Source organism: Streptococcus sp. P25B114 (genome assembly GCF_053010325.1).
On the sequence record NZ_JBRKNW010000003.1, the window covers coordinates 1 to 18,724 of the forward strand.

The following is an 18,724-nucleotide window of genomic DNA, read 5'->3' on the forward strand; positions in this document are numbered from 1 at the left end:
CACAGATGTTCCAGATAAATATTGGAAGCTATATACGTACTTTGTTTCAAAATGGGTCAATCGAGAATATCGTCAACTGTTTACTAAAAATCAGTTTCATCAAGCAATGAAACACGCCAAAGTAAACGATTTAAGTACCGTTACTTATGAGCAAGTATTGTCTATTTTTAATAGTTATCTATTATTTAACGGGAGGAAATAATTCTATGAGTCGCTTTTTTAAATTTGGAAAGTTACACGTTACTAAAGGGAATGGAGATAAATTATTAGATATACTACTGACAGCTTCCAAGAAGCTAAAGAGGTCCCTAGCGCCTACGGGGAATTTGTATCGATAAGGGGTACAAATTCCCACTAAGCGCTCGGGACCCCTTGTAGGAAAATGTCCTAAGTGTGGCAACAATATTGTATTAAAAAAATCGTTTTATGGTTGTTCAAATTATCCTGAATGTAAGTTTACTTTAGCTGAACATTTTAGAAAGAAAAAACTAACCAAAACGAATGTAAAAGAATTACTGGAGGGAAAAGAAACCCTGGTAAAAGGAATCAAAACGAAAGATAGAAAGTCCTACAATGCCGTTGTAAAAATCGGAGAAAAGGGATATATTGATTTTATATCTTTCTCAAAATAAACATAAAATGTGTTGTTGGTAATTTCGCAACTATTGCCATTCAATATTATGAATAAATTCTTGCTTGCGACACCAGCTTTTGCTGATCATCCTATAGTTTCATCGGTAATATGGATAGTTGCATTTTTACTAGTATCAAATTTATTACAAGGTAATACAAATAATGTAAGACGTTATGCAATTATTGAAATTGCTTCAGTATTAATTTGGAATCCATTTTATGTTTATAGATTCGGAACTCCTGGATTGGGTTATCTAATCTATCTAGTTGGATTGGGATTGTTAGTTTATTCTATTTTCGGAGCAAAGTTGAAAACTGTTAGTTGATAAAAGCCATTTTATTTTAATATCAATACAAAAACGCTCTAGATTTCTAGGGCGTTTTAAGGTGCATTGTGAAGTGGAAGAAGTTGTTACAATTATCTATTCTCTGGATATAGAGATTAAATAATAATTTTTTGAGTTTAGTGATTTAAGTACGTAGAGGAGTAGTTTTTAGGAATTTTGGTATAATAGGATTGCTCAAATAGTCTGAAAATATAGTAACAAGGAGGAAGTAATGGCCAATTTTTTTGCTGGGAAAATTGTTTATCTTGATGAGCAAGCCGTTTTTGATTTTTTAGAATTACATCAAAATGGGATACAATCTGATATCATAAAACGTGTGTCCGAAAATATGGTTGAGGTAGATGCCGAGGGAAGGGTTGGTATGAATTTCTTTTCTCGATTTAAGATAGGACTCTCTGGTAATGCTTCATATCAACGAAGTGGTGTAGTAGAATCACAGATTACCTCTACATTGCTAAGTAACTTTAAAAAGTTTGTAACCAATAAAAAAGGTTCTTCAAAAGTAGAATGTTTAGATAACGTTAAGTTGTTTATTGAAAAAGATTCTCCTGCTTTTTACCGTAACATCACTCCTGTTCTCGATATGATTAGTGATATTACTAAAATGAATAGTATTACGGATGATGATAAAAATAATTTTCAAGGTATTGAAATAAAGAATATTGAACGAACTTTAGACCGACTTTCTGGATATTATGAAATTAGGGGTATTAGCTCTGAGAGTAAAGAAAGTGTTTTTAGATTCAATATATCGGGTCTACGTAATAATTATACGTTGAGTGACTTAACCAAGATGGATATCAAACTCTATGGAATTAAGGTTGGAGAAGTAGATTCGATTGATTTAAGTTTTAATACCATGATAGATAGATTATCAAGCAATAGGCGGTCGCAACTTGGAACTGACTTTGATGAAGAACAAGATAATGAGAAAATACCGATATATGATGTTCTAGTGGCAGGTGTGTAATGGTAAGATTTAATATTTTTTTTGAGCCGGTTCAAAAGTTTAATGAAAGAGTGGCTAAATTAGATAACTACGTTTCGTTTAATGAAGTACTTATAAACTGGACAAATGGAGCTAAAATTCAGGAAATAGCAGAACCACTAGTGGGAAAGGATTACTGTGTTTTTAGGATGGACTCATATTCGTTATCGACAAGTTTAGTTTTTGAAAATATCGATTTATTAGTAAAAATATTTGAATTTGCCGATATTCTAGAAGTGTACCTTCATAATCCGCCTAAAAAATTTTTCCACTTAATTAGGCAACAAATTCCTTCAGAGAGTGTACATATTGAACAAAGTACTTTTAAGAAAATTGAAAAGAAACAGTTTCAAGACGTTATACATGACTTAAATGAAAATATAATTGGCCAAGGAGAAGCTAAGAAAAGTTTATTAAGAAAACTAGTTGCTCAACTAATACGTCCAAGTTCAAAACCATTAGTTTTAATGTTCTATGGTGAACCAGGGATTGGAAAAACGGAGACAGCAAAACAACTATCAACGACACTATATGGGAATGACAATATTATTAGAGAACAAATGTCGATGGTTGGTGGTGAATCAAGCGTAAAATATTTTAAATCAACAAATCATAGCGAAGACTCATTTTCTAAAACATTATTAAACAGAGAATCTAATGTTATTTTGCTTGATGAGTTTGCTCTGGCACCTGCATTTTTTCATAGTACCTTCTTTCAAATGTTTGATGAAGGCATCTATGAGGACCAAAATTATAAGGTAGATCTCAGTAACTCAATCATTATTTGCACATCTAATTTTAAAAATCTTTCAGAAATGGAGAATAATATTGATGTAGCATTATTAAGTCGATTCGATGGTTTTGTTAAATTTTCTCCTTTATCTTTTGATGAGAAAAGGCAGATTTCAAAGATAGTCTATTCAAAAATTATTGACTCAGAATCCATGACTAAGGAGTATAAGGGATATTTAGATGAAGTTAAGATTTTAGAAATCTTGGAATCTAAATTAAATGCACTTCCTAACGTTCGAGCGATAAGAAAGTATGTTGAAGATATTGTTGCAGATAAGCTATTGGAAGTAATTATAAAGGATAAATCATGCTGACTATGTTAATTCTCTGAGAACATACGATAGAAACATGAGGTGGTGAACTTAATTTGAAAAAACAATATTTCTATAAAAATTTTTGGTTCTGGGTGGCGCTATCCTTATTGATTTATGTATTGAGGCAGTCTGAAGTATCAGGTGTTGAATTATTAGTTAATATAATTGTTTATGTTTATAAGCAGGTTATAAGTGAACCAATTGCATTTTTGGCATTTCTTATTAGTATAATTACTGTATACATAGAAAGAATTAATGTTTTGAAAACTGATAGGAGAGCTAAGCTATCTATTTCTTATAAAATAGAAGGTAAGTCGAAAGTAAAAGCTTCATTCAATGGTGCGGAGAAGGAAATCGAGGTGCCTAGAATCAGGATATATGAAAATTCAGGAACAATAAAGTCTACCTATATGCTTACACCGTATGTTAAAGAAAATAATTTAAGTATAGATACTATAGATGGTGGTTATTTTTCGTTTAATGCAGTACATATACATTTAAACGAAAATACTAACTTTTTTAAACTAAATAATTTACATCATGAGAATTACATATTTCCTAAATCATTTATTTCAAATAACCCAAATGAAAACCAATCTCATTTTATCTTTTGTCTATTCGAGGGAGTAGATGGTTCATATAAACTATTATTACTTGTCTATTTAAAAAATATAGTCGGGAATTATTATCTTGAAGTAATTGATAGAGTAGATGCTCTAAATAAAAATTCAAAAGATTTACAACAGTATTATGATCAGTTTAAAAAATGTGAACAATATCTTTTTGAAAATAAAATAATTATCTCTTAAGCTCAATGTAAATAGACTTCTTTAGTGAATATTATAAAAATAATACTCAGAGAAAGTAAACGAACATATGGCTGCATCATTAACTGAACTTATTAGTGATGGCCTCCTAGAAATCCTAGAATTACCTGAACTCTGATTTAGTTTGGCTGAGTCTAAGTAAAAATGACTGCAATCAATGTTGATAAATGATTGCAGTCAGAATACTATTAGTAATAAGAATACAGTAGAATACAGTAGAATACAGTAGAATACAGTAGAATACAGTAGAATACAGTAGAATACAGTAGAATACAGTAGAATATAGAAAAGTGGCTATCAACTTCGGTCGATAACCACTTTTCTATTTTTTGTATACTCGATTTTCTTCTTTCAAGAACTGGATAATGTTATCTTTTAATTCCTCGAAGTCACCTTGAAACGTAGCAATATCAATCGTTTTTTCCAGTCCATCGTTGAAGGAAAGATTGGATTGATAACCATTCATTGCTAGAAACATATGTAAAGCAAGTACGGCAGTTCGCTTGTTGGCGTTCTTGAATGGGTGTTTCTTAATTAGGTTTATCCAGATAATGGCAGCTTTACTATAAATGCCGGGATAAAGTACTTTTCCAAAAATCTCTTGTTTTGGCTGCTCAACAATCATCTGCAGGCTGTTTGGATCAGCTATCCCAACGGGCTCCTTTGGGGAATGTTTTCCAATAACCATAACATTGATTTTGATAATGTCTTCAGCGGATAGGTATTTCATTTATCTACCAGCTCTTTCAATAATTCATCGTATTGGCTCATAGCTTTTTCTAACTCTTTGTCAAAGTCAAATGTTGGCTCAGCTTTACGGATGATGACATTATTTCCTGAAGTGACGAATTCGATTTCTTCACCAATTTCTGCACCAAGCGCTTCTTTAATGGCGTTTGGAATAGTAATAACAGTACTGTTACCTGTTTTGCGTAATAAAACATTCATCGGATATACCTCCTGTATTTGTAAATACATTATACATGATATATACAAAAATTAAAAGTGAATACTTCTATTTGACACATTTTCTAGAATCAAGATAAGGTAAACTTTTGTATTTTCTGGTTCGATTTTGCTTATTTTGCTTGAAAATTTATGCAGTGTTGCATGTCTCAACTTATGTCGATTCTCCACAGACCTCATTTTATTGTTAAGATAATCAATATGTACGGGTTTATTTACATCACCTTTTGTGTCTATATGAGTAAAAAGATATTGTTCAGGGGTTTGCATAATGTTGAATTGTGCTAACATTTTTATTCTGTTAGTAATGAAATATTGTAAATTATTTATCATCATCAAATCCTCCAATAAACAAAAAAGTAATATCTATTACTTGAAACAAAAAAGGCAAAATTGTGTCAAGAAAATGATTTCATCGGGAAATACTCTTTATATCAATTGTTACCAAAATTTAGGGAATGAAGTGCTGTGTCACGGCCTTGTCATTTACCTAGCTTTTGGTACAATAGAATGAAAAGAGAAAGGAGCAAGTTATGAAAAATATCTTTCCATTGACATTGGAGGCATTATGGAAGAAGCGGATAATCAATCCGTTTTAGTAGTTAGCCATGGAGCTGCCATTGCCCAATTTTTCAGACAGGTATTGACAGATTTTCCGCGAGTACGGATGCGGAATTGTGCCATACTGACTTTTACTTATGAAGACGGTCACTACGATTTGCAAAGCATTGTGGATCCCGTTAACAAAGAAACTCTTTATCAAAAAGAAGGATAGGAAAAGGAGAAAAGATGACAAGAAAAGTATTTCCAAAGGGATTTTTATGGGGTGGTGCTACAGCTGCCAACCAATGTGAGGGTGCCTACGATGCGGATGGCCGTGGTCTTGCCAATGTAGATGTGGTGCCAATCGGACCAGACCGTGGACCAATTATCACAGGTCGCAAAAAAATGTTTGACTTTGAGGATGGTTATTTCTATCCGGCTAAAGAGTCTATCGACATGTACCATCATTTCAAGGAAGATATTGCCCTCTTCGGCGAAATGGGCTTTAAGACTTATCGTCTTTCTATCGCTTGGACACGGATTTTCCCTAAGGGAGATGAGTTAGAGCCAAATGAAAAAGGCTTGCAGTTCTACGAAGAACTCTTCAAGGAATGTCACAAATACGGGATTGAGCCTTTGGTGACCATTACTCACTTTGACTGTCCGATGCATTTGATTGAGCACTATGGTGGCTGGCGCAATCGCAAGATGCTGGAATTCTACGAGCGTCTTTGCCGGACTCTCTTCACTCGCTATAAGGGCTTGGTTAAATATTGGTTGACCTTTAATGAAATCAACATGATTCTTCATGCGCCATTTATGGGTGCAGGACTTTACTTTGAAGAAGGTGAAAATGTAGAAGAGGTCAAATACCAAGCGGCCCACCATGAGTTAGTGGCTTCAGCTATTGCGACCAAGCTTGCCCATGAAATCGACCCAGAAAACAAGGTCGGCTGTATGTTGGCGGCGGGTCAATATTATCCAAATACTTGTCATCCGCGCGATGTCTGGGCGGCTATCAACCAGGATCGTGAAAATTATTTCTTCATTGATGTACAAGCGCGTGGGGAATACCCAAATTATGCCAAGAAGCATTTTGAACGCGAAAACTTGAATATCGTGATGACAGAGGAAGATTTGACCCTTTTGAAAGAGCATACAGTTGATTTCATTTCCTTCTCTTATTATTCAAGCCGTGTGGCATCTGGTGACCCAAAAGTCAATGAAAAGACAGCTGGTAACATCTTTGCCTCTATCAAAAACCCATATCTGGATGCCTCAGAGTGGGGCTGGCAGATTGACCCACTTGGCTTCCGTATCACGATCAACTCTATCTGGGATCGCTATCAGAAGCCAATGTTCGTTGTTGAAAATGGTCTGGGCGCTGTCGATACGCCGGATGAAAACGGCTATGTGGCAGACGACTACCGGATTGATTACCTCCGCAAGCACGTTGAAGCCATGCGTGATGCCATTGTTGAGGACGGCGTAGAATTGCTGGGCTACACAACCTGGGGCTGTATTGACCTGGTGTCTGCAGGTACCGGTGAGATGAAAAAACGCTACGGCTTTATATACGTAGATCGTGACAATGAAGGTAATGGAACACTCAAGCGTTCTAAGAAAAAATCATTCGACTGGTACAAGAAGGTTATCGCCAGCAACGGTGCCGATATTGATTAATATAAAACAAGCCTCGCGCTTGTTTTTTGTTATCGTTTCCAATATAATAAAAGGTGGTTAACAATTTATAAAATCAAGGAGTCTAGCATGAAATACATTGTAAATAACAGTAACAATCCTGCTTACAATATCGCTCTCGAAGCCTATGCCTTCAAGGAATTGACCGATATTGATGAAATCTTTATTCTCTGGATCAATGAGCCTGCCATTATCATCGGTAAGCATCAGAATGCTATTCAAGAAATTAACAAAGAGTACACAGATGAAAACGGCATTCACGTTGTTCGTCGTTTGTCAGGTGGTGGCGCGGTATACCACGACCTCAACAACCTCAACTACACCATTATTTCCAATAAGTCTGAAGAAGGTGCTTTTGACTTCAAAACCTTCTCCAAACCTGTGATTGACACGCTGGCAACTCTGGGTGTTGAGGCTAATTTCACAGGACGTAACGACCTTGAGATTGATGGGAAGAAAATCTGTGGAAATGCCCAAGCCTATGCTAAAGGTCGTATGATGCACCACGGCTGTCTCCTCTTTGACGTGGATATGACCGTCCTTGCCAATGCGCTCAAAGTTTCCAAGGACAAGATTGAGTCTAAAGGGGTTAAATCTGTCCGTGCGCGTGTGACCAATATCAATGATGAATTACCAGAAAAAATGACTGTTCTGGAGTTCAAGGATGCCATCCTTAACCAAATGAAGAAGGAATATCCAGATATGGACGAGTATGTCCTGACTGACGAGGACTTGGCTCGTATCCAAGAAATCCATGATACCCAATTTGGTACTTGGGACTGGAATTTCGGTCAAACGCCTGAGTACACTGTGGAGCGCAACGTTCGCTACCCAGCAGGTAAAATCACAACCTATGTGAAAACGGAGAAATCTGTTATCGAAAATATCAAGATTTATGGTGACTTCTTTGGTATCGGAGATGTTTCGGATATTGAGAAATTGCTGATTGGTACACGCTACGAATATGCGGACGTCCTTGCCAAGTTGCAAGAAATCGATACCACGCATTACTTCTCACGCATGACGACAGAAGAAGTGGCTAAGGCTATTGTAGCCTAAGGAATAAGGAACTTGGGTGTATTTTTAATCAGACACTCAGGCTCCTTTTCTTGTTATAGTTAAAACTTATAACAGAGCTTAGAAATTACCTATTGGATTCTTGAAGCGTTTTTTGTTATCCTAGAACAGTATCAAATTTGGGAGAACTTATGTCTAATAATTTACTTGTTTTACAATCGGATTTTGGTCTTGTTGACGGAGCGGTTTCAGCCATGATTGGTGTAGCCCTCCAGGAATCACGTGACCTTGTGGTTCACAATTTGACCCACGATATCACCCCTTACAATATTTTTGAGGGCTCTTACCGCCTCTTCCAGACAGTGGAATACTGGCCAGAAGGCACTACTTTTGTATCGGTTGTTGATCCAGGTGTTGGCTCCAAGCGTAAGAGCGTGGTGGCATTGACCGAGCAAAATCACTATATCGTTACCCCTGACAACGGTACTCTGTCTTTCATCAAGAAGCACGTTGGTATCAAGGCAGTACGCGAGATTTCTGAAGTGGCCAATCGTAGAGCTAATACAGAGCATTCCTATACTTTCCATGGTCGCGATGTCTATGCTTATACCGGTGCTAAGTTGGCATCTGGGCATATCACTTTTGAAGAAGTGGGGCCAGAACTGCGAGTAGAAGACGTTGTTGAAATTCCAACCGTTCCAACAGAACTTGGACAAGACTTTGTCAAGGGCGCCATCGACATTCTCGATGTTCGCTTCGGTTCTCTCTGGACCTCGATTACCCGTGAGGAGTTCTATACCCTCAACCCGCAGTTTGAAGACCGCTTTGAGGTGACCATTTACAACAACGATATGCTAGTCTACCAAAACCAAGTGACCTATGGCAAGTCCTTTGCGGATGTCCGCATTGGTCAGCCACTCTTGTATATCAATTCCCTCTACCGTGTTGGTCTTGCTATCAACCAGGGTTCATTTGCCAAAGCCTACAACGTTGGTGTCGGTCAAAACTGGCATATTGAAATCAAACGCATTGTTAACTAAACATATTTTTTAAGGAGATTTAGGATGAAAAATAATTCTATCAAAACAGTTGTCGCAACCGGTATTGGTGCAGCCCTCTTTGTGGTAATTGGGATTTTAATCAGCATTCCGACACTTGTTGTACCAAATACTTCGATTCAGCTTCAGTATGCTGTCCAATCCCTCTTTTCTGTTATCTTTGGTCCAGTTGTTGGTTTCTTGGTCGGCTTTATCGGTCATGCTTTCAAGGATTCATTGCAGTATGGTTCACCATGGTGGTCATGGGTTTTGGCATCAGGTGTATTTGGTTTAGTGCTTGGTTTTGCCAAAAATCGTCTTCGTGTCCAAGAGGGAATTTTCGAGAAAAAAGATATTCTTTCCTTCAACATTTTCCAAATTATTGCTAACGTAGTAGCTTGGGGAGTAGTTGCACCTGTTTTGGATATCCTGGTTTATAGCGAGCCTGCAAATAAGGTTTTTGCGCAAGGCTTGGTTGCTGGTATTGTGAATGGCCTGACAGTGGCTATCGCAGGAACAATTTTGGTGGCCGTTTATACCAAATCACAAACTCAAACTGGAAGTTTGTCAAAAGATTAAGAAATGTGCCTGAGAAGAGATTCTCAGGTATTTTTCTGTTATAGCTTCAAACCATAATAACATGCAAATAGTCCTACCATAGGAGCAGCTTGGGAAATTGCAGGCATTGAGGGAAGAATTATCAGACCAATAGTTTCAATCAAGATTTTTGTATTTCTGCCGGATTCGGGGTATAATTTTACAGACTGTGTTATTGAAAAATAGCAGAGCTTCGAGCTGGTCAAATCGCTTGAATAGCGCTAATCTATTGCAAAGATTAAAGGAGAATCACACCATGTCAAAAGACATTCGCGTATTGCTATATTATAAATATGTTCCAATCGAAAATGCGGAAGCTTATGCAGCTGAGCACTTGGAATTCTGTAAATCGATTGGTCTCAAGGGGCGTATCTTGATTGCTGATGAGGGCATCAACGGTACTGTTTCTGGTGACTATGAAACAACTCAAAAGTACATGGATTATGTCCATGCTAACCCGCTTTTCAGCGACCTTTGGTTTAAAATTGATGAAGAAAATGAACAAGCATTCAAGAAAATGCACGTTCGCTATAAGAAAGAAATCGTACATTTGGGTCTAGAAGACAATAACTTCGATAGTGATATTGACCCGCTTGAAACAACAGGTGCTTACTTGTCACCAAAAGAATTCAAAGAGGCGCTTCTGGACGAAGATACCGTTGTTTTGGATACCCGTAACGACTATGAGTATGACCTAGGTCATTTCCGTGGCGCAATCCGTCCTGACATTCGCAACTTCCGTGAATTGCCACAATGGGTCCGTGACAACAAGGAAAAATTCATGGACAAGCGTGTCGTGGTTTACTGTACAGGTGGCGTCCGCTGTGAGAAATTCTCTGGCTGGATGGTCCGCGAAGGCTACAAGGATGTCGGCCAATTGCATGGCGGTATCGCAACTTATGGTAAGGATCCAGAAGTTCGTGGCGAATTGTGGGATGGTAAGATGTATGTCTTTGACGAGCGTATTGCAGTTGATGTCAACCATGTAGACCCAGTTGTTGTTGGTAAGGACTGGTTCGATGGCACACCATGTGAACGCTATGTCAACTGTGGTAACCCATTCTGTAACCGCCGTACCCTCATGTCAGAAGAAAATGAGCATAAGTATGTTCGTGGATGTTCTGCAGAATGCCGTGCCCATGAGCGCAACCGTTACATCTCTGAAAACGGCTTGACCCGCGAAGAATGGGCAGCACGTTTGGAGGTAATTGGTGAGAGCTTGGCACCAGTGCATGCTTAATTATATGTAGGAGTTTGGAGAAATCCGAGCTCCTTTTTTCTGCCATTTTCTGGAACCTTACACTTAATACTAATACTCAACTAAAATCAAAAATAGCCAAACTCCAATCTCTACGTACAATTGATTTGAGTTGAGAAGGAGATAGGTTTTGAATAACCTCTTGAAGTTTATCAATAACCTCATTCAAGCTTCTAAATATCTTATTCTTGAAACTACGTTTGCGGATTTCGGCCCAGACTTACTCAATAGGGTTCATCTCTGGTGTGTAAGGTGGAATAAAGGTAAATTCTATATTCTCAGGGATATTCAATGTCTGAGATTTATGCCAGACGGCATTGTCCATGACTAGAATAATGTAGTCATCTGATAAGCTTCTGACAATTGGTGTAGAAATTCATTCATCCAATCACTATTACAACCACATGCTAAATGGACAAAGCCCACTGATTTTGCGCTAGCTGTTAGGCTCTGGTTTTCTGAGTAAAGAATGAGAGCCTGAATTTTTCTGTGATGTGGAATATTTGTCTTGTCTCTGAGGGCTTATTTTAATTCGTGAACTTGAGTGGGGGTGAGTTTGTTTGTCATAATACCATTAAGCCACTATTTTTGATTTTTGTTAAGTATAAGAAATAATTGTCCGAAGACAAAGAAAAAGTTCGAGCTTGTACATCTCGAACTAGGTTCTTTTGAAAATTGACGGCAGTAAAAGTAGTAGTAACCAGACCAGGGAGGCTAGGAGCAGTAGCAGGTCAACATGCCCCGTAGCATAGCCCACTGCCAGGGTTAAAAGGATTCCCAATGCAGCGATAAGACGAAGAATACTGTTGTGTCTGTATAGAACCTGCCCCACTGTGGACTTGGTCTCCACTAAATGGAGAGTAAAGATAGGAATAGACAGGATGAACAATATTATCATGGGTTTGGGCTGATTGGTCAGAAAGCCATCAATGAGCAGACCAGTAATGGTCAGGTAGCCTATGGCGAAGAGAAGGAGGGGTGTTTTCGATTTCATGTGTTTACTCCTTTTTGGTAATAAGGTAGACGAGGTAGAGTCCCATTGCCAATGGGAACAGGAGTCCGATTGGCTTGACCTTTCCTAGCCAGACCCCAATACCGAATACCAGAAGCAAGGCTAGCAGAGCGACGACGATTTGGAGGAGGTAGTAGGCAATATCTTCTTGACTAGGTGACACACGCAGGCTAATGGTGATAGGGACGGTGAGGAGGCTTGGAGAGGCAAAGGGCTCAGGAGCCCAATAGGAGACCAGGCAAATGCTGGCAACGAAGATATAAATGATGCAGTATAGAATGGACTGTCGTTTAGTTGATAGGTGATTCTTCATTTTTTTCTCCTCTCCATTTTCCGTTGGTTTTCTTGATCCTCCAGTCGTTTGACATAGTTGGTAGCAGAGATGACAATGCTTGCAAATAGTCCCATAAAACCAGCGTAGAAGAGGTTTTTAGGTTGAAAGAGAGTTTCGAGGACAGGGCCATTGCTGTCAAACAAGTCTGAGACACTAGAAAAAATCAAGCTGAATAGGCTGACACCAATTCCCCAACGCAAGGGGTGGCGATAGGGTCGGGCTTGCTCCTCTGGACTGATTTCTTCAGGGTCGAATTGACCAAAATCACGGTTGAGCATCTGGACACTGAGCACAGCGATGAGAATAAAGAGAATGGCACCGAGCAGGATAGGATACCAGGTTGCAACCTCGGTTGTATAGCGAACAGCTAGCATAAAAGCGACAGCATTGCTTATCAAAAGAAACCAGCTTAGATAGACAAAAGCAAGACCGCCAATTTCATCAGCCTGTTCCCGCCGGCATTCATCCAAGGGACCTCGCACACCGTAGAAATGTTTGATGAGCTTGGTCATCCAGGGTTTTTCTTTTTTGGAAATAGCAGAGCTACTAGTCAGATTTTGAGCTTGTTTCTGGCGATAAACTAACTGAATGTGAGTCACAATCCCCACGAAGATACCGCCTAAACAAGCTGCGAAGAAAAAGCGAGGAGTGGTCAGATTGCTTATGAAGTCCATGTCTTTGTCCATCCAGGCCCCGAAAAAGGCATTCCAGAGATACATGACCAGAGTGAAATATACAGCGAATTTCACACTAGCCCACTTGAGGCCACGTACCTCTTTCTCCGACAAATCCTCCCTATCTAGTGCAGTCAGCTGGCTGCGATAGCTTTGGAGAGCCAGATAGCTCTGAAGTCCTAGCAAGATGATTTCTAAAAAGACTGGGTAGCCGTAGCCAACCTGCTCCGGAAATCGTTCGGACAAGGAGAGAGCCAGAAGAAGAGTAAACAGGAGTCCGATGAAGAGGAAGATGAAGGCCATATTGCCCAATCTCATGGCCTCTTTGCGGCGAAATTCATCCAGCGGACCTGCGATGCCGTAAAATCGTTTGATGAGCTTGTTTTGAAAAGTTTCCTTGTTCATAGCCTGTCTCCTTAGTTGAGATTATACCGTTTGATGAGGTAGGGTGTGATGTGATGAGTCGCTAGGAAGTAGACCAATCCCATAATGGCAACCTGAAGCCAACTGGTCGGTTTACTTGCTTGAGCAAGGAAATGGTCCAAGCTATAATCAGCGATATTCCAAATGGCCATCAGAAGAAGGAAGAGAATGGTTGAGAGGCTAGAGCGTACGATAGTTCTTTTGTTTTTCATAGTATTCTCCTTTCTTTAATCAATCCAAAAAAGGCTGTTGAGGTCGGTCTGTAGGATCTTGGCTAGGTTGATGCAGAGGTCCAGCGAGGGGTTGTATTTGTCATTTTCAATCATGTTAATGGTTTGACGTGAGACTCCGATAGCCTTGGCTAATTCCAGCTGGGACAGGCCGAGTTCCGTTCGGAAGGATTTGACACGATTCATATGACCTCCTATCTTATGTCACATATATGCGACATCTCTGTATAAAATTTTTTGAGGATGTCTCCTCCATTTTTGTCAAATATATCTGACATGTTTCCTAATGTTATTATAAGAAAATCTTAAAGATATGTCAACTATAATTGACATATTTTTTGTAAAAAGTTTGAAACATGGTTTAAGCTGATTTTATGGTACAATAGATAAGATATGACCAAGGAATTTAATCACACGACGGTTCTCTTGCATGAGACCATCGACATGCTAGACATCAAACCAAATGGAATTTATGTGGATGCGACACTGGGTGGGGCAGGGCATAGCGAGTACCTGCTCAGTCAGTTGACAGATGGGGGGCATCTCTATGCCTTTGACCAGGATCAGACGGCCATTGACCATGCCCACATCCGCTTGGCAACCTACATTGAAAAGGGACAAGTGACCTTTATCAAGGACAATTTCCGTAATCTCAAGACTCGCTTGGCAGAGCTAGGTGTAACAGAGATTGATGGGATTTGCTATGATTTGGGTGTTTCCAGTCCCCAGTTGGATGAGCGAGAGCGTGGCTTTTCCTATAAACAAGATGCGCCGCTGGACATGCGGATGAACCGAGAAGGGCATTTGACGGCCTATGATGTGGTCAATAGCTATGACTACCATGACCTGGTGCGGATTTTCTTTAAATATGGTGAGGATAAATTTTCCAAGCAGATTGCTCGTAAGATTGAACAGGCGCGTGCGTTCAAGCCGATTGAAACAACGACTGAGTTAGCAGAGCTGATCAAATCTGCCAAACCAGCCAAGGAACTCAAGAAGAAGGGACATCCTGCCAAGCAGATTTTCCAAGCTATTCGGATTGAGGTCAACGATGAGTTGGGAGCGGCAGACGAGTCTATTCAGCAGGCCATCGATTTGCTGGCGGTGGGAGGACGGATTTCGGTTATTACTTTCCATTCTTTAGAAGATCGGTTGACCAAACAACTCTTCAAAGAAGCAAGTACGATTGATGTTCCAAAAGGTTTGCCATTTATTCCAGATGACTTGAAGGCGCCACTTGAATTGGTCAATCGTAAGCCTATCTTACCGAGTCAAGAAGAATTAGAGGCAAATAATCGTGCGCATTCAGCCAAACTGCGTGTTGCTAAGAAAGTACATAAATAGGAGAGAGTCTATGTTGCAAGAAAAACGTAGAGAAACGACCATGCGTCTGATTAGTGAAAAAATCAAAACCTTTAACCGCGTTGAAAAGGCTTTTTATGCTAGCCTGGTATTTACAGCGCTGTTCTTGGCTATTGGGGTTATTTTCATCCAGACCAAGCTCTTGCAGGTGCAGGGCGAAATGGCACGGGTCAATCAGCAAATCAACTCCAAGCAGGTCGAAATTGACGATACTAAGCAGGCTATCCAGGAATTGACGCGCTCGGGTCGATTGATGGAAATTGCTGAAAAAGAAGGATTGACCTTAAACAATAATAACGTAGGGGTTGCCGAATAATGCAGACGAGACGAAAGAAATTATTACGGTACATATTGAAACAACGCTACCGGCCTTCGCAGAACCGGCGTAGGGTCGGTCAGAACCTGATTTTACTCAGTATTTTTACCTTTTTGGTTTTCCTTATCAACTTTGCTATCATTATTGGGACCGACTCCAAGTTCGGAGTGGATTTGTCAGTGGCCGCTAGTCGTGTGCACCAGCAAGAGGTAACAGTTCAAGCAAGGCGTGGGACCATCTATGATCGACTGGGCTTCCCAATCGCAGAAGATTCGACCACCTATACGGTCTATGCAGTTGTTGATAAGAATTATGTATCAGCTTCCAATGAGATTTTATATGTAGAGTCGAGCCAATTCTCCAAGGTGGCTTCTATTTTTAAAAATCTTCTAGATATTGATGAGGAGTATGCTCTCAAGCAGTTGAAGCAGCCAGAATTGAGCCACATTTACTTTGGTGCTAAGGGGAAAAATATTTCCTACAATACCATGATGACCATTAGTCAGGAAATGGAAGCGGCCGGCATCAAGGGCATTAAGTTTAACATGAGCCCTGGTCGAATGTATCCAAATGGAAATTTTGCTTCAATTTTCGTGGGGTTGGCTAACCCGGTTGAAAACAAGGATGGTAGTCATAGTTTACAGGGTGTGAGCGGTATGGAATACTACCTTAATGATATTTTGGCAGGTCAAGATGGTAAAGTACTTTATGAGAAAGATAGCCAGGGGCGGATTTTACCAGGTACTGAAAATGTAGAACAAGAAACTGTAAATGGTCAAGATGTTTATACGACTCTATCTGCTGATTTGCAACGTTCGCTAGAAACCAACATGGATATTTTCTTTGATAAGACAAAGGGAAAATATGCCAGTGCAACCTTGGTATCAGCCAAAACTGGTGAGATTTTAGCAACAACTCAACGACCAAGCTATGATGCGGATACAAAAGAAGGGTTAGCTGATAAAGATTTGCTCCAGTACTCCCTTCTGTATCAGGCCACTATGGAGCCAGGTTCGACCATGAAGGTCATGACCTTGGCATCAGCAATCGATAGCAATGTCTTTGATCCTAATCAGATGCTTGTCAATAATGGCTATACCATTGCGGATGCAACGGTTAACGACTGGACGGTCAATGGGGGAGAGTCTGCTGTTTCCCTCAATATGGCCCAGGCATTTGCCCTATCCAGTAACGTCGGGACGATCATGTTGGAACAAAAAATGGGCAATGAGAAATGGTTGGATTACCTAGCCAAGTTCCGTTTTGGCTATCCGACACGTTTTGGAATGGGGTCTGAAAGTGCAGGCCTCCTGCCGGGCGACAACATCGTAACCATTACCATGTCTTCATTCGGTCAGGGTATTTCAGCGACTCAGGTCCAGATGTTGCGGGCCTTCTCGGCTATTGGTAATGACGGAACCATGTTGCAACCCAAGTTCATCTCAGGCTTGTATGATCCAAATTCCGATTCGGTGCGTATTGCCAAACCTGAAGTGGTTGGCCATCCTGTATCTGAAAAAGCAGCTTCAGATACACGGGATTACATGATCACTGTTGGGACTGATCCAGTTTTTGGTACGCTCTATAACAAGTGGACTATGTCTCCAGTTATTCAGGTTAATGGTTATGTTGTAGCAGTAAAATCAGGTACTGGCGAGATTGCCAAGGAAGATGGAACGGGTTACATTGATGGTCAATACCTTCAGTCAGTCGTAGCCATGGTTCCAGCAGAGGATCCAGAATTTATTATGTATGCAATCTTGAGAGAGCCAGAATCCTATACTGGAATGGAGTGGGAGGATATATTTAATCCAATACTGAAAGAGGCTATGTTATTGAAAGATAATTTAAACTTGGATAATGTTGCTCCTTCATTGCAGTTTGTGGAAAATGAAACAGAATTTAAGTTACCAGATGTTATTGGTCAAGGCCCAGGCACAACTGCTGAGGAATTGCGTCGTTATTTAATTCAGCCAGTTATTGTAGGGAATGGTTCCGAAATAAAGAAAGTATCTGTAGATGTCGGAACAAATCTTTCTTCAAACCAGCAAATTCTCTTGCTGACAGATTCAGTAGAAGATATGCCTGATTTATATGGTTTGACAAAAGAAAATATGGATATTCTTGCAGAATGGCTAGGTCTTGAAGTCACTTATGAAGGAGCAGGTTCGATGGTTGTTGAACAGAGTATTGAGTTTGGTACAAAAATCAGTAAACACAAAAAAATAACGATTACACTAGGAGAGTAAAATTAAAATGCAATTTTCACTATTATCGGGATTGGTTGCTTTTTTAGCAACGGTGATTCTGATACCACGCTTTATTACTTTTTATCAAGCCAAACGCATCGAAGGGCAACAGATGCACGAAGATGTAAAACAACATCAATTTAAGGCAGGTACACCAACAATGGGGGGAACAGTTTTTCTCGTTGTTGCTATCTTAGTTACATTTATTTTTGCTGCTAGCCTTAACATGTTAACTGGTGGTGTTTTAGCTATTCTCTTCATCCTTGCACTCTATGGATTGGTCGGTTTTTTGGATGATTTCTTGAAAATATTCAAAAAAATCAATGAAGGTCTTAACCCTAAACAAAAATTAGCATTACAGATTTTAGGTGGACTTGTTTTCTACTTTGTCCATGTAAGAGCTGCTGGTGGTGGTGAACTCAATGTATTTGGTCAAATCATCAATCTCGGTATGCTTTATTTACCCTTTGTTCTTTTCTGGTTGGTTGGTTTCTCAAATGCAGTCAACTTGACGGATGGTATTGATGGCTTGGCCTCCATTTCGGTTGTTATTAGTTTGCTTGCCTATTCTGTCATTGCCTACAAGGAACAGAAGTTTGACATTCTTTTGGTCTGTGTAACCATGATTGGTGGCTTGCTTGGATTTTTCGTCTACAATCGCAAACCCGCAAAAATCTTTATGGGGGATGTCGGTTCGCTAGCACTGGGCGGCATGCTAGCTACGATTTCAATCGCTCTTCGTGTGGAATGGACCCTGCTCCTCATCGGCTTTGTTTATGTCCTTGAAACGTCATCCGTTATGCTACAGGTGTCCTATTTCAAATACAGCAAGAAAAAGTTTGGAGAAGGTCGTCGGATTTTCCGCATGACTCCTTTCCACCATCACTTGGAACTAGGCGGTTTATCTGGCAAATCCGAAAAATGGAGCGAATGGAAGGTGGACTTCTTCCTTTGGGGTCTTGGCCTTGGAATGAGTCTATTGACGCTTGCAATTTTATATCTATAAATAACAAATACTCTCAGTCTTGGACATGTAGCTTCTAGGACGGAGAGTTTTTTCTTTGAAGACGATCTGTATAGATAAATTTTAAGTCTTCATAAATT

The 18,724-nt window shown here is 39.6% G+C and carries 22 protein-coding genes and 3 pseudogenes; 16 read left to right on the forward strand and 9 right to left on the reverse strand.

Going from position 1 to position 18,724, the window contains the following annotated elements; genetic code table 11:
* The 6 genes and pseudogenes from ACVC7T_RS01965 to ACVC7T_RS01990 all read left to right on the forward strand — a co-directional run.
* Positions 1-202, forward strand: a 202-nt coding sequence (locus ACVC7T_RS01965) for an rRNA adenine N-6-methyltransferase family protein (RefSeq protein ID WP_277946397.1), incomplete at its 5' end; no start/stop codon positions are given.
* A 169-nt stretch (positions 203-371) separates the two neighbouring features.
* Positions 372-632, forward strand: a pseudogene (locus ACVC7T_RS01970) (topoisomerase DNA-binding C4 zinc finger domain-containing protein); the annotation flags it as partial.
* Positions 633-680: 48 nt separating this feature from the next.
* Positions 681-959, forward strand: coding sequence for a hypothetical protein (locus ACVC7T_RS01975; RefSeq protein WP_153047870.1), 279 nt, complete (start codon positions 681-683; stop codon positions 957-959).
* 232 nt (positions 960-1,191) lie between these two features.
* Positions 1,192-1,950 (forward strand): DUF6414 family protein, encoded by a 759-nt coding sequence (locus ACVC7T_RS01980; RefSeq protein ID WP_105107987.1) that lies wholly within the window; start codon positions 1,192-1,194, stop codon positions 1,948-1,950.
* Complete coding sequence (locus tag ACVC7T_RS01985; protein WP_105107988.1) at positions 1,950-3,074, forward strand: AAA family ATPase; 1,125 nt, start codon at positions 1,950-1,952, stop codon at positions 3,072-3,074. The genes ACVC7T_RS01980 and ACVC7T_RS01985 overlap by 1 nt, the downstream gene beginning before the upstream one ends.
* A 53-nt stretch (positions 3,075-3,127) precedes the next feature.
* On the forward strand, positions 3,128-3,883 hold the full coding sequence (locus ACVC7T_RS01990; RefSeq protein ID WP_447262384.1) for a hypothetical protein: 756 nt from the start codon (positions 3,128-3,130) through the stop codon (positions 3,881-3,883).
* A gap of 340 nt (positions 3,884-4,223) precedes the next feature.
* On the opposite strand, the gene ACVC7T_RS01995 is transcribed toward ACVC7T_RS01990, so the two are convergent.
* From ACVC7T_RS01995 to ACVC7T_RS02005, 3 genes and pseudogenes are all read right to left on the reverse strand, one after another.
* Complete coding sequence (locus ACVC7T_RS01995; RefSeq protein WP_447262385.1) at positions 4,224-4,631, reverse strand: type II toxin-antitoxin system death-on-curing family toxin; 408 nt, start codon at positions 4,629-4,631, stop codon at positions 4,224-4,226.
* Positions 4,628-4,849, reverse strand: coding sequence for an AbrB/MazE/SpoVT family DNA-binding domain-containing protein (locus tag ACVC7T_RS02000; RefSeq protein ID WP_024377377.1), 222 nt, complete (start codon positions 4,847-4,849; stop codon positions 4,628-4,630). The genes ACVC7T_RS01995 and ACVC7T_RS02000 overlap by 4 nt, the downstream gene beginning before the upstream one ends.
* Positions 4,850-4,999: 150 nt before the next feature.
* Positions 5,000-5,155: pseudogene (locus ACVC7T_RS02005) on the reverse strand (site-specific integrase); the annotation flags it as partial.
* A gap of 280 nt (positions 5,156-5,435) precedes the next feature.
* On the opposite strand from ACVC7T_RS02005, the gene ACVC7T_RS02010 reads away from it, so the two are divergent.
* From ACVC7T_RS02010 to trhO, 6 genes are all read left to right on the forward strand, one after another.
* On the forward strand, positions 5,436-5,642 hold the full coding sequence (locus tag ACVC7T_RS02010; RefSeq protein ID WP_394718478.1) for a histidine phosphatase family protein: 207 nt from the start codon (positions 5,436-5,438) through the stop codon (positions 5,640-5,642).
* 14 nt (positions 5,643-5,656) lie between these two features.
* Positions 5,657-7,093 (forward strand): 6-phospho-beta-glucosidase, encoded by a 1,437-nt coding sequence (locus ACVC7T_RS02015; RefSeq protein ID WP_394718480.1) that lies wholly within the window; start codon positions 5,657-5,659, stop codon positions 7,091-7,093.
* Between the two features lie 87 nt (positions 7,094-7,180).
* Entirely contained in the window at positions 7,181-8,170 is a 990-nt protein-coding gene (locus ACVC7T_RS02020; protein ID WP_105110864.1) for a lipoate--protein ligase, read from the forward strand.
* Positions 8,171-8,319: 149 nt separating this feature from the next.
* Positions 8,320-9,168: an SAM hydrolase/SAM-dependent halogenase family protein gene (locus ACVC7T_RS02025; RefSeq protein WP_105110865.1), complete on the forward strand. Its 849-nt coding sequence runs from the start codon at positions 8,320-8,322 to the stop codon at positions 9,166-9,168.
* Between the two features lie 24 nt (positions 9,169-9,192).
* The gene (locus ACVC7T_RS02030; protein ID WP_105110866.1) at positions 9,193-9,744 is read left to right on the forward strand and encodes an ECF-type riboflavin transporter substrate-binding protein; all 552 of its coding nucleotides are present in this window, start codon (positions 9,193-9,195) and stop codon (positions 9,742-9,744) included.
* Between the two features lie 274 nt (positions 9,745-10,018).
* The gene (gene trhO, locus ACVC7T_RS02035; RefSeq protein WP_105110867.1) at positions 10,019-11,002 is read left to right on the forward strand and encodes an oxygen-dependent tRNA uridine(34) hydroxylase TrhO; all 984 of its coding nucleotides are present in this window, start codon (positions 10,019-10,021) and stop codon (positions 11,000-11,002) included.
* A gap of 76 nt (positions 11,003-11,078) precedes the next feature.
* Here the strand turns inward: trhO and ACVC7T_RS02040 are convergent.
* From ACVC7T_RS02040 to ACVC7T_RS02065, 6 genes and pseudogenes are all read right to left on the reverse strand, one after another.
* Positions 11,079-11,440 (reverse strand): annotated as a pseudogene (locus tag ACVC7T_RS02040) (transposase); the annotation flags it as partial.
* A gap of 238 nt (positions 11,441-11,678) precedes the next feature.
* The gene (locus tag ACVC7T_RS02045; protein ID WP_105110868.1) at positions 11,679-12,014 is read right to left on the reverse strand and encodes a hypothetical protein; all 336 of its coding nucleotides are present in this window, start codon (positions 12,012-12,014) and stop codon (positions 11,679-11,681) included.
* A gap of 4 nt (positions 12,015-12,018) precedes the next feature.
* Positions 12,019-12,345, reverse strand: a complete 327-nt coding sequence (locus ACVC7T_RS02050; RefSeq protein ID WP_105110869.1) for a hypothetical protein — start codon at positions 12,343-12,345, stop codon at positions 12,019-12,021.
* Entirely contained in the window at positions 12,342-13,445 is a 1,104-nt protein-coding gene (locus ACVC7T_RS02055) for a DUF3278 domain-containing protein (protein WP_447262386.1), read from the reverse strand. The genes ACVC7T_RS02050 and ACVC7T_RS02055 overlap by 4 nt, the downstream gene beginning before the upstream one ends.
* An 11-nt stretch (positions 13,446-13,456) precedes the next feature.
* Positions 13,457-13,675, reverse strand: a complete 219-nt coding sequence (locus tag ACVC7T_RS02060; RefSeq protein ID WP_172021249.1) for a hypothetical protein — start codon at positions 13,673-13,675, stop codon at positions 13,457-13,459.
* A gap of 15 nt (positions 13,676-13,690) precedes the next feature.
* On the reverse strand, positions 13,691-13,879 hold the full coding sequence (locus ACVC7T_RS02065) for a helix-turn-helix transcriptional regulator (RefSeq protein WP_105122471.1): 189 nt from the start codon (positions 13,877-13,879) through the stop codon (positions 13,691-13,693).
* A 207-nt stretch (positions 13,880-14,086) separates the two neighbouring features.
* Between ACVC7T_RS02065 and rsmH the strand changes: the two genes are divergently transcribed.
* Genes rsmH through mraY form a run of 4 tightly spaced genes read left to right on the forward strand, consistent with a single transcriptional unit; the run spans position 14,087 to position 18,626 of the window.
* Positions 14,087-15,037 carry a 16S rRNA (cytosine(1402)-N(4))-methyltransferase RsmH gene (gene rsmH / locus ACVC7T_RS02070; RefSeq protein ID WP_447262387.1) on the forward strand — a complete coding sequence of 317 codons (951 nt, stop codon included), beginning with the start codon at positions 14,087-14,089 and terminating at the stop codon, positions 15,035-15,037.
* A 10-nt stretch (positions 15,038-15,047) separates the two neighbouring features.
* The gene (gene ftsL / locus ACVC7T_RS02075; protein WP_105110874.1) at positions 15,048-15,371 is read left to right on the forward strand and encodes a cell division protein FtsL; all 324 of its coding nucleotides are present in this window, start codon (positions 15,048-15,050) and stop codon (positions 15,369-15,371) included.
* Positions 15,371-17,620 (forward strand): penicillin-binding protein PBP2X, encoded by a 2,250-nt coding sequence (pbp2x, locus tag ACVC7T_RS02080; RefSeq protein ID WP_447262388.1) that lies wholly within the window; start codon positions 15,371-15,373, stop codon positions 17,618-17,620. The genes ftsL and pbp2x overlap by 1 nt, the downstream gene beginning before the upstream one ends.
* A gap of 7 nt (positions 17,621-17,627) precedes the next feature.
* Positions 17,628-18,626: a phospho-N-acetylmuramoyl-pentapeptide-transferase gene (gene mraY, locus ACVC7T_RS02085; protein ID WP_447262389.1), complete on the forward strand. Its 999-nt coding sequence runs from the start codon at positions 17,628-17,630 to the stop codon at positions 18,624-18,626.
* The last annotated feature ends 98 nt before the right edge of the window (positions 18,627-18,724 follow it).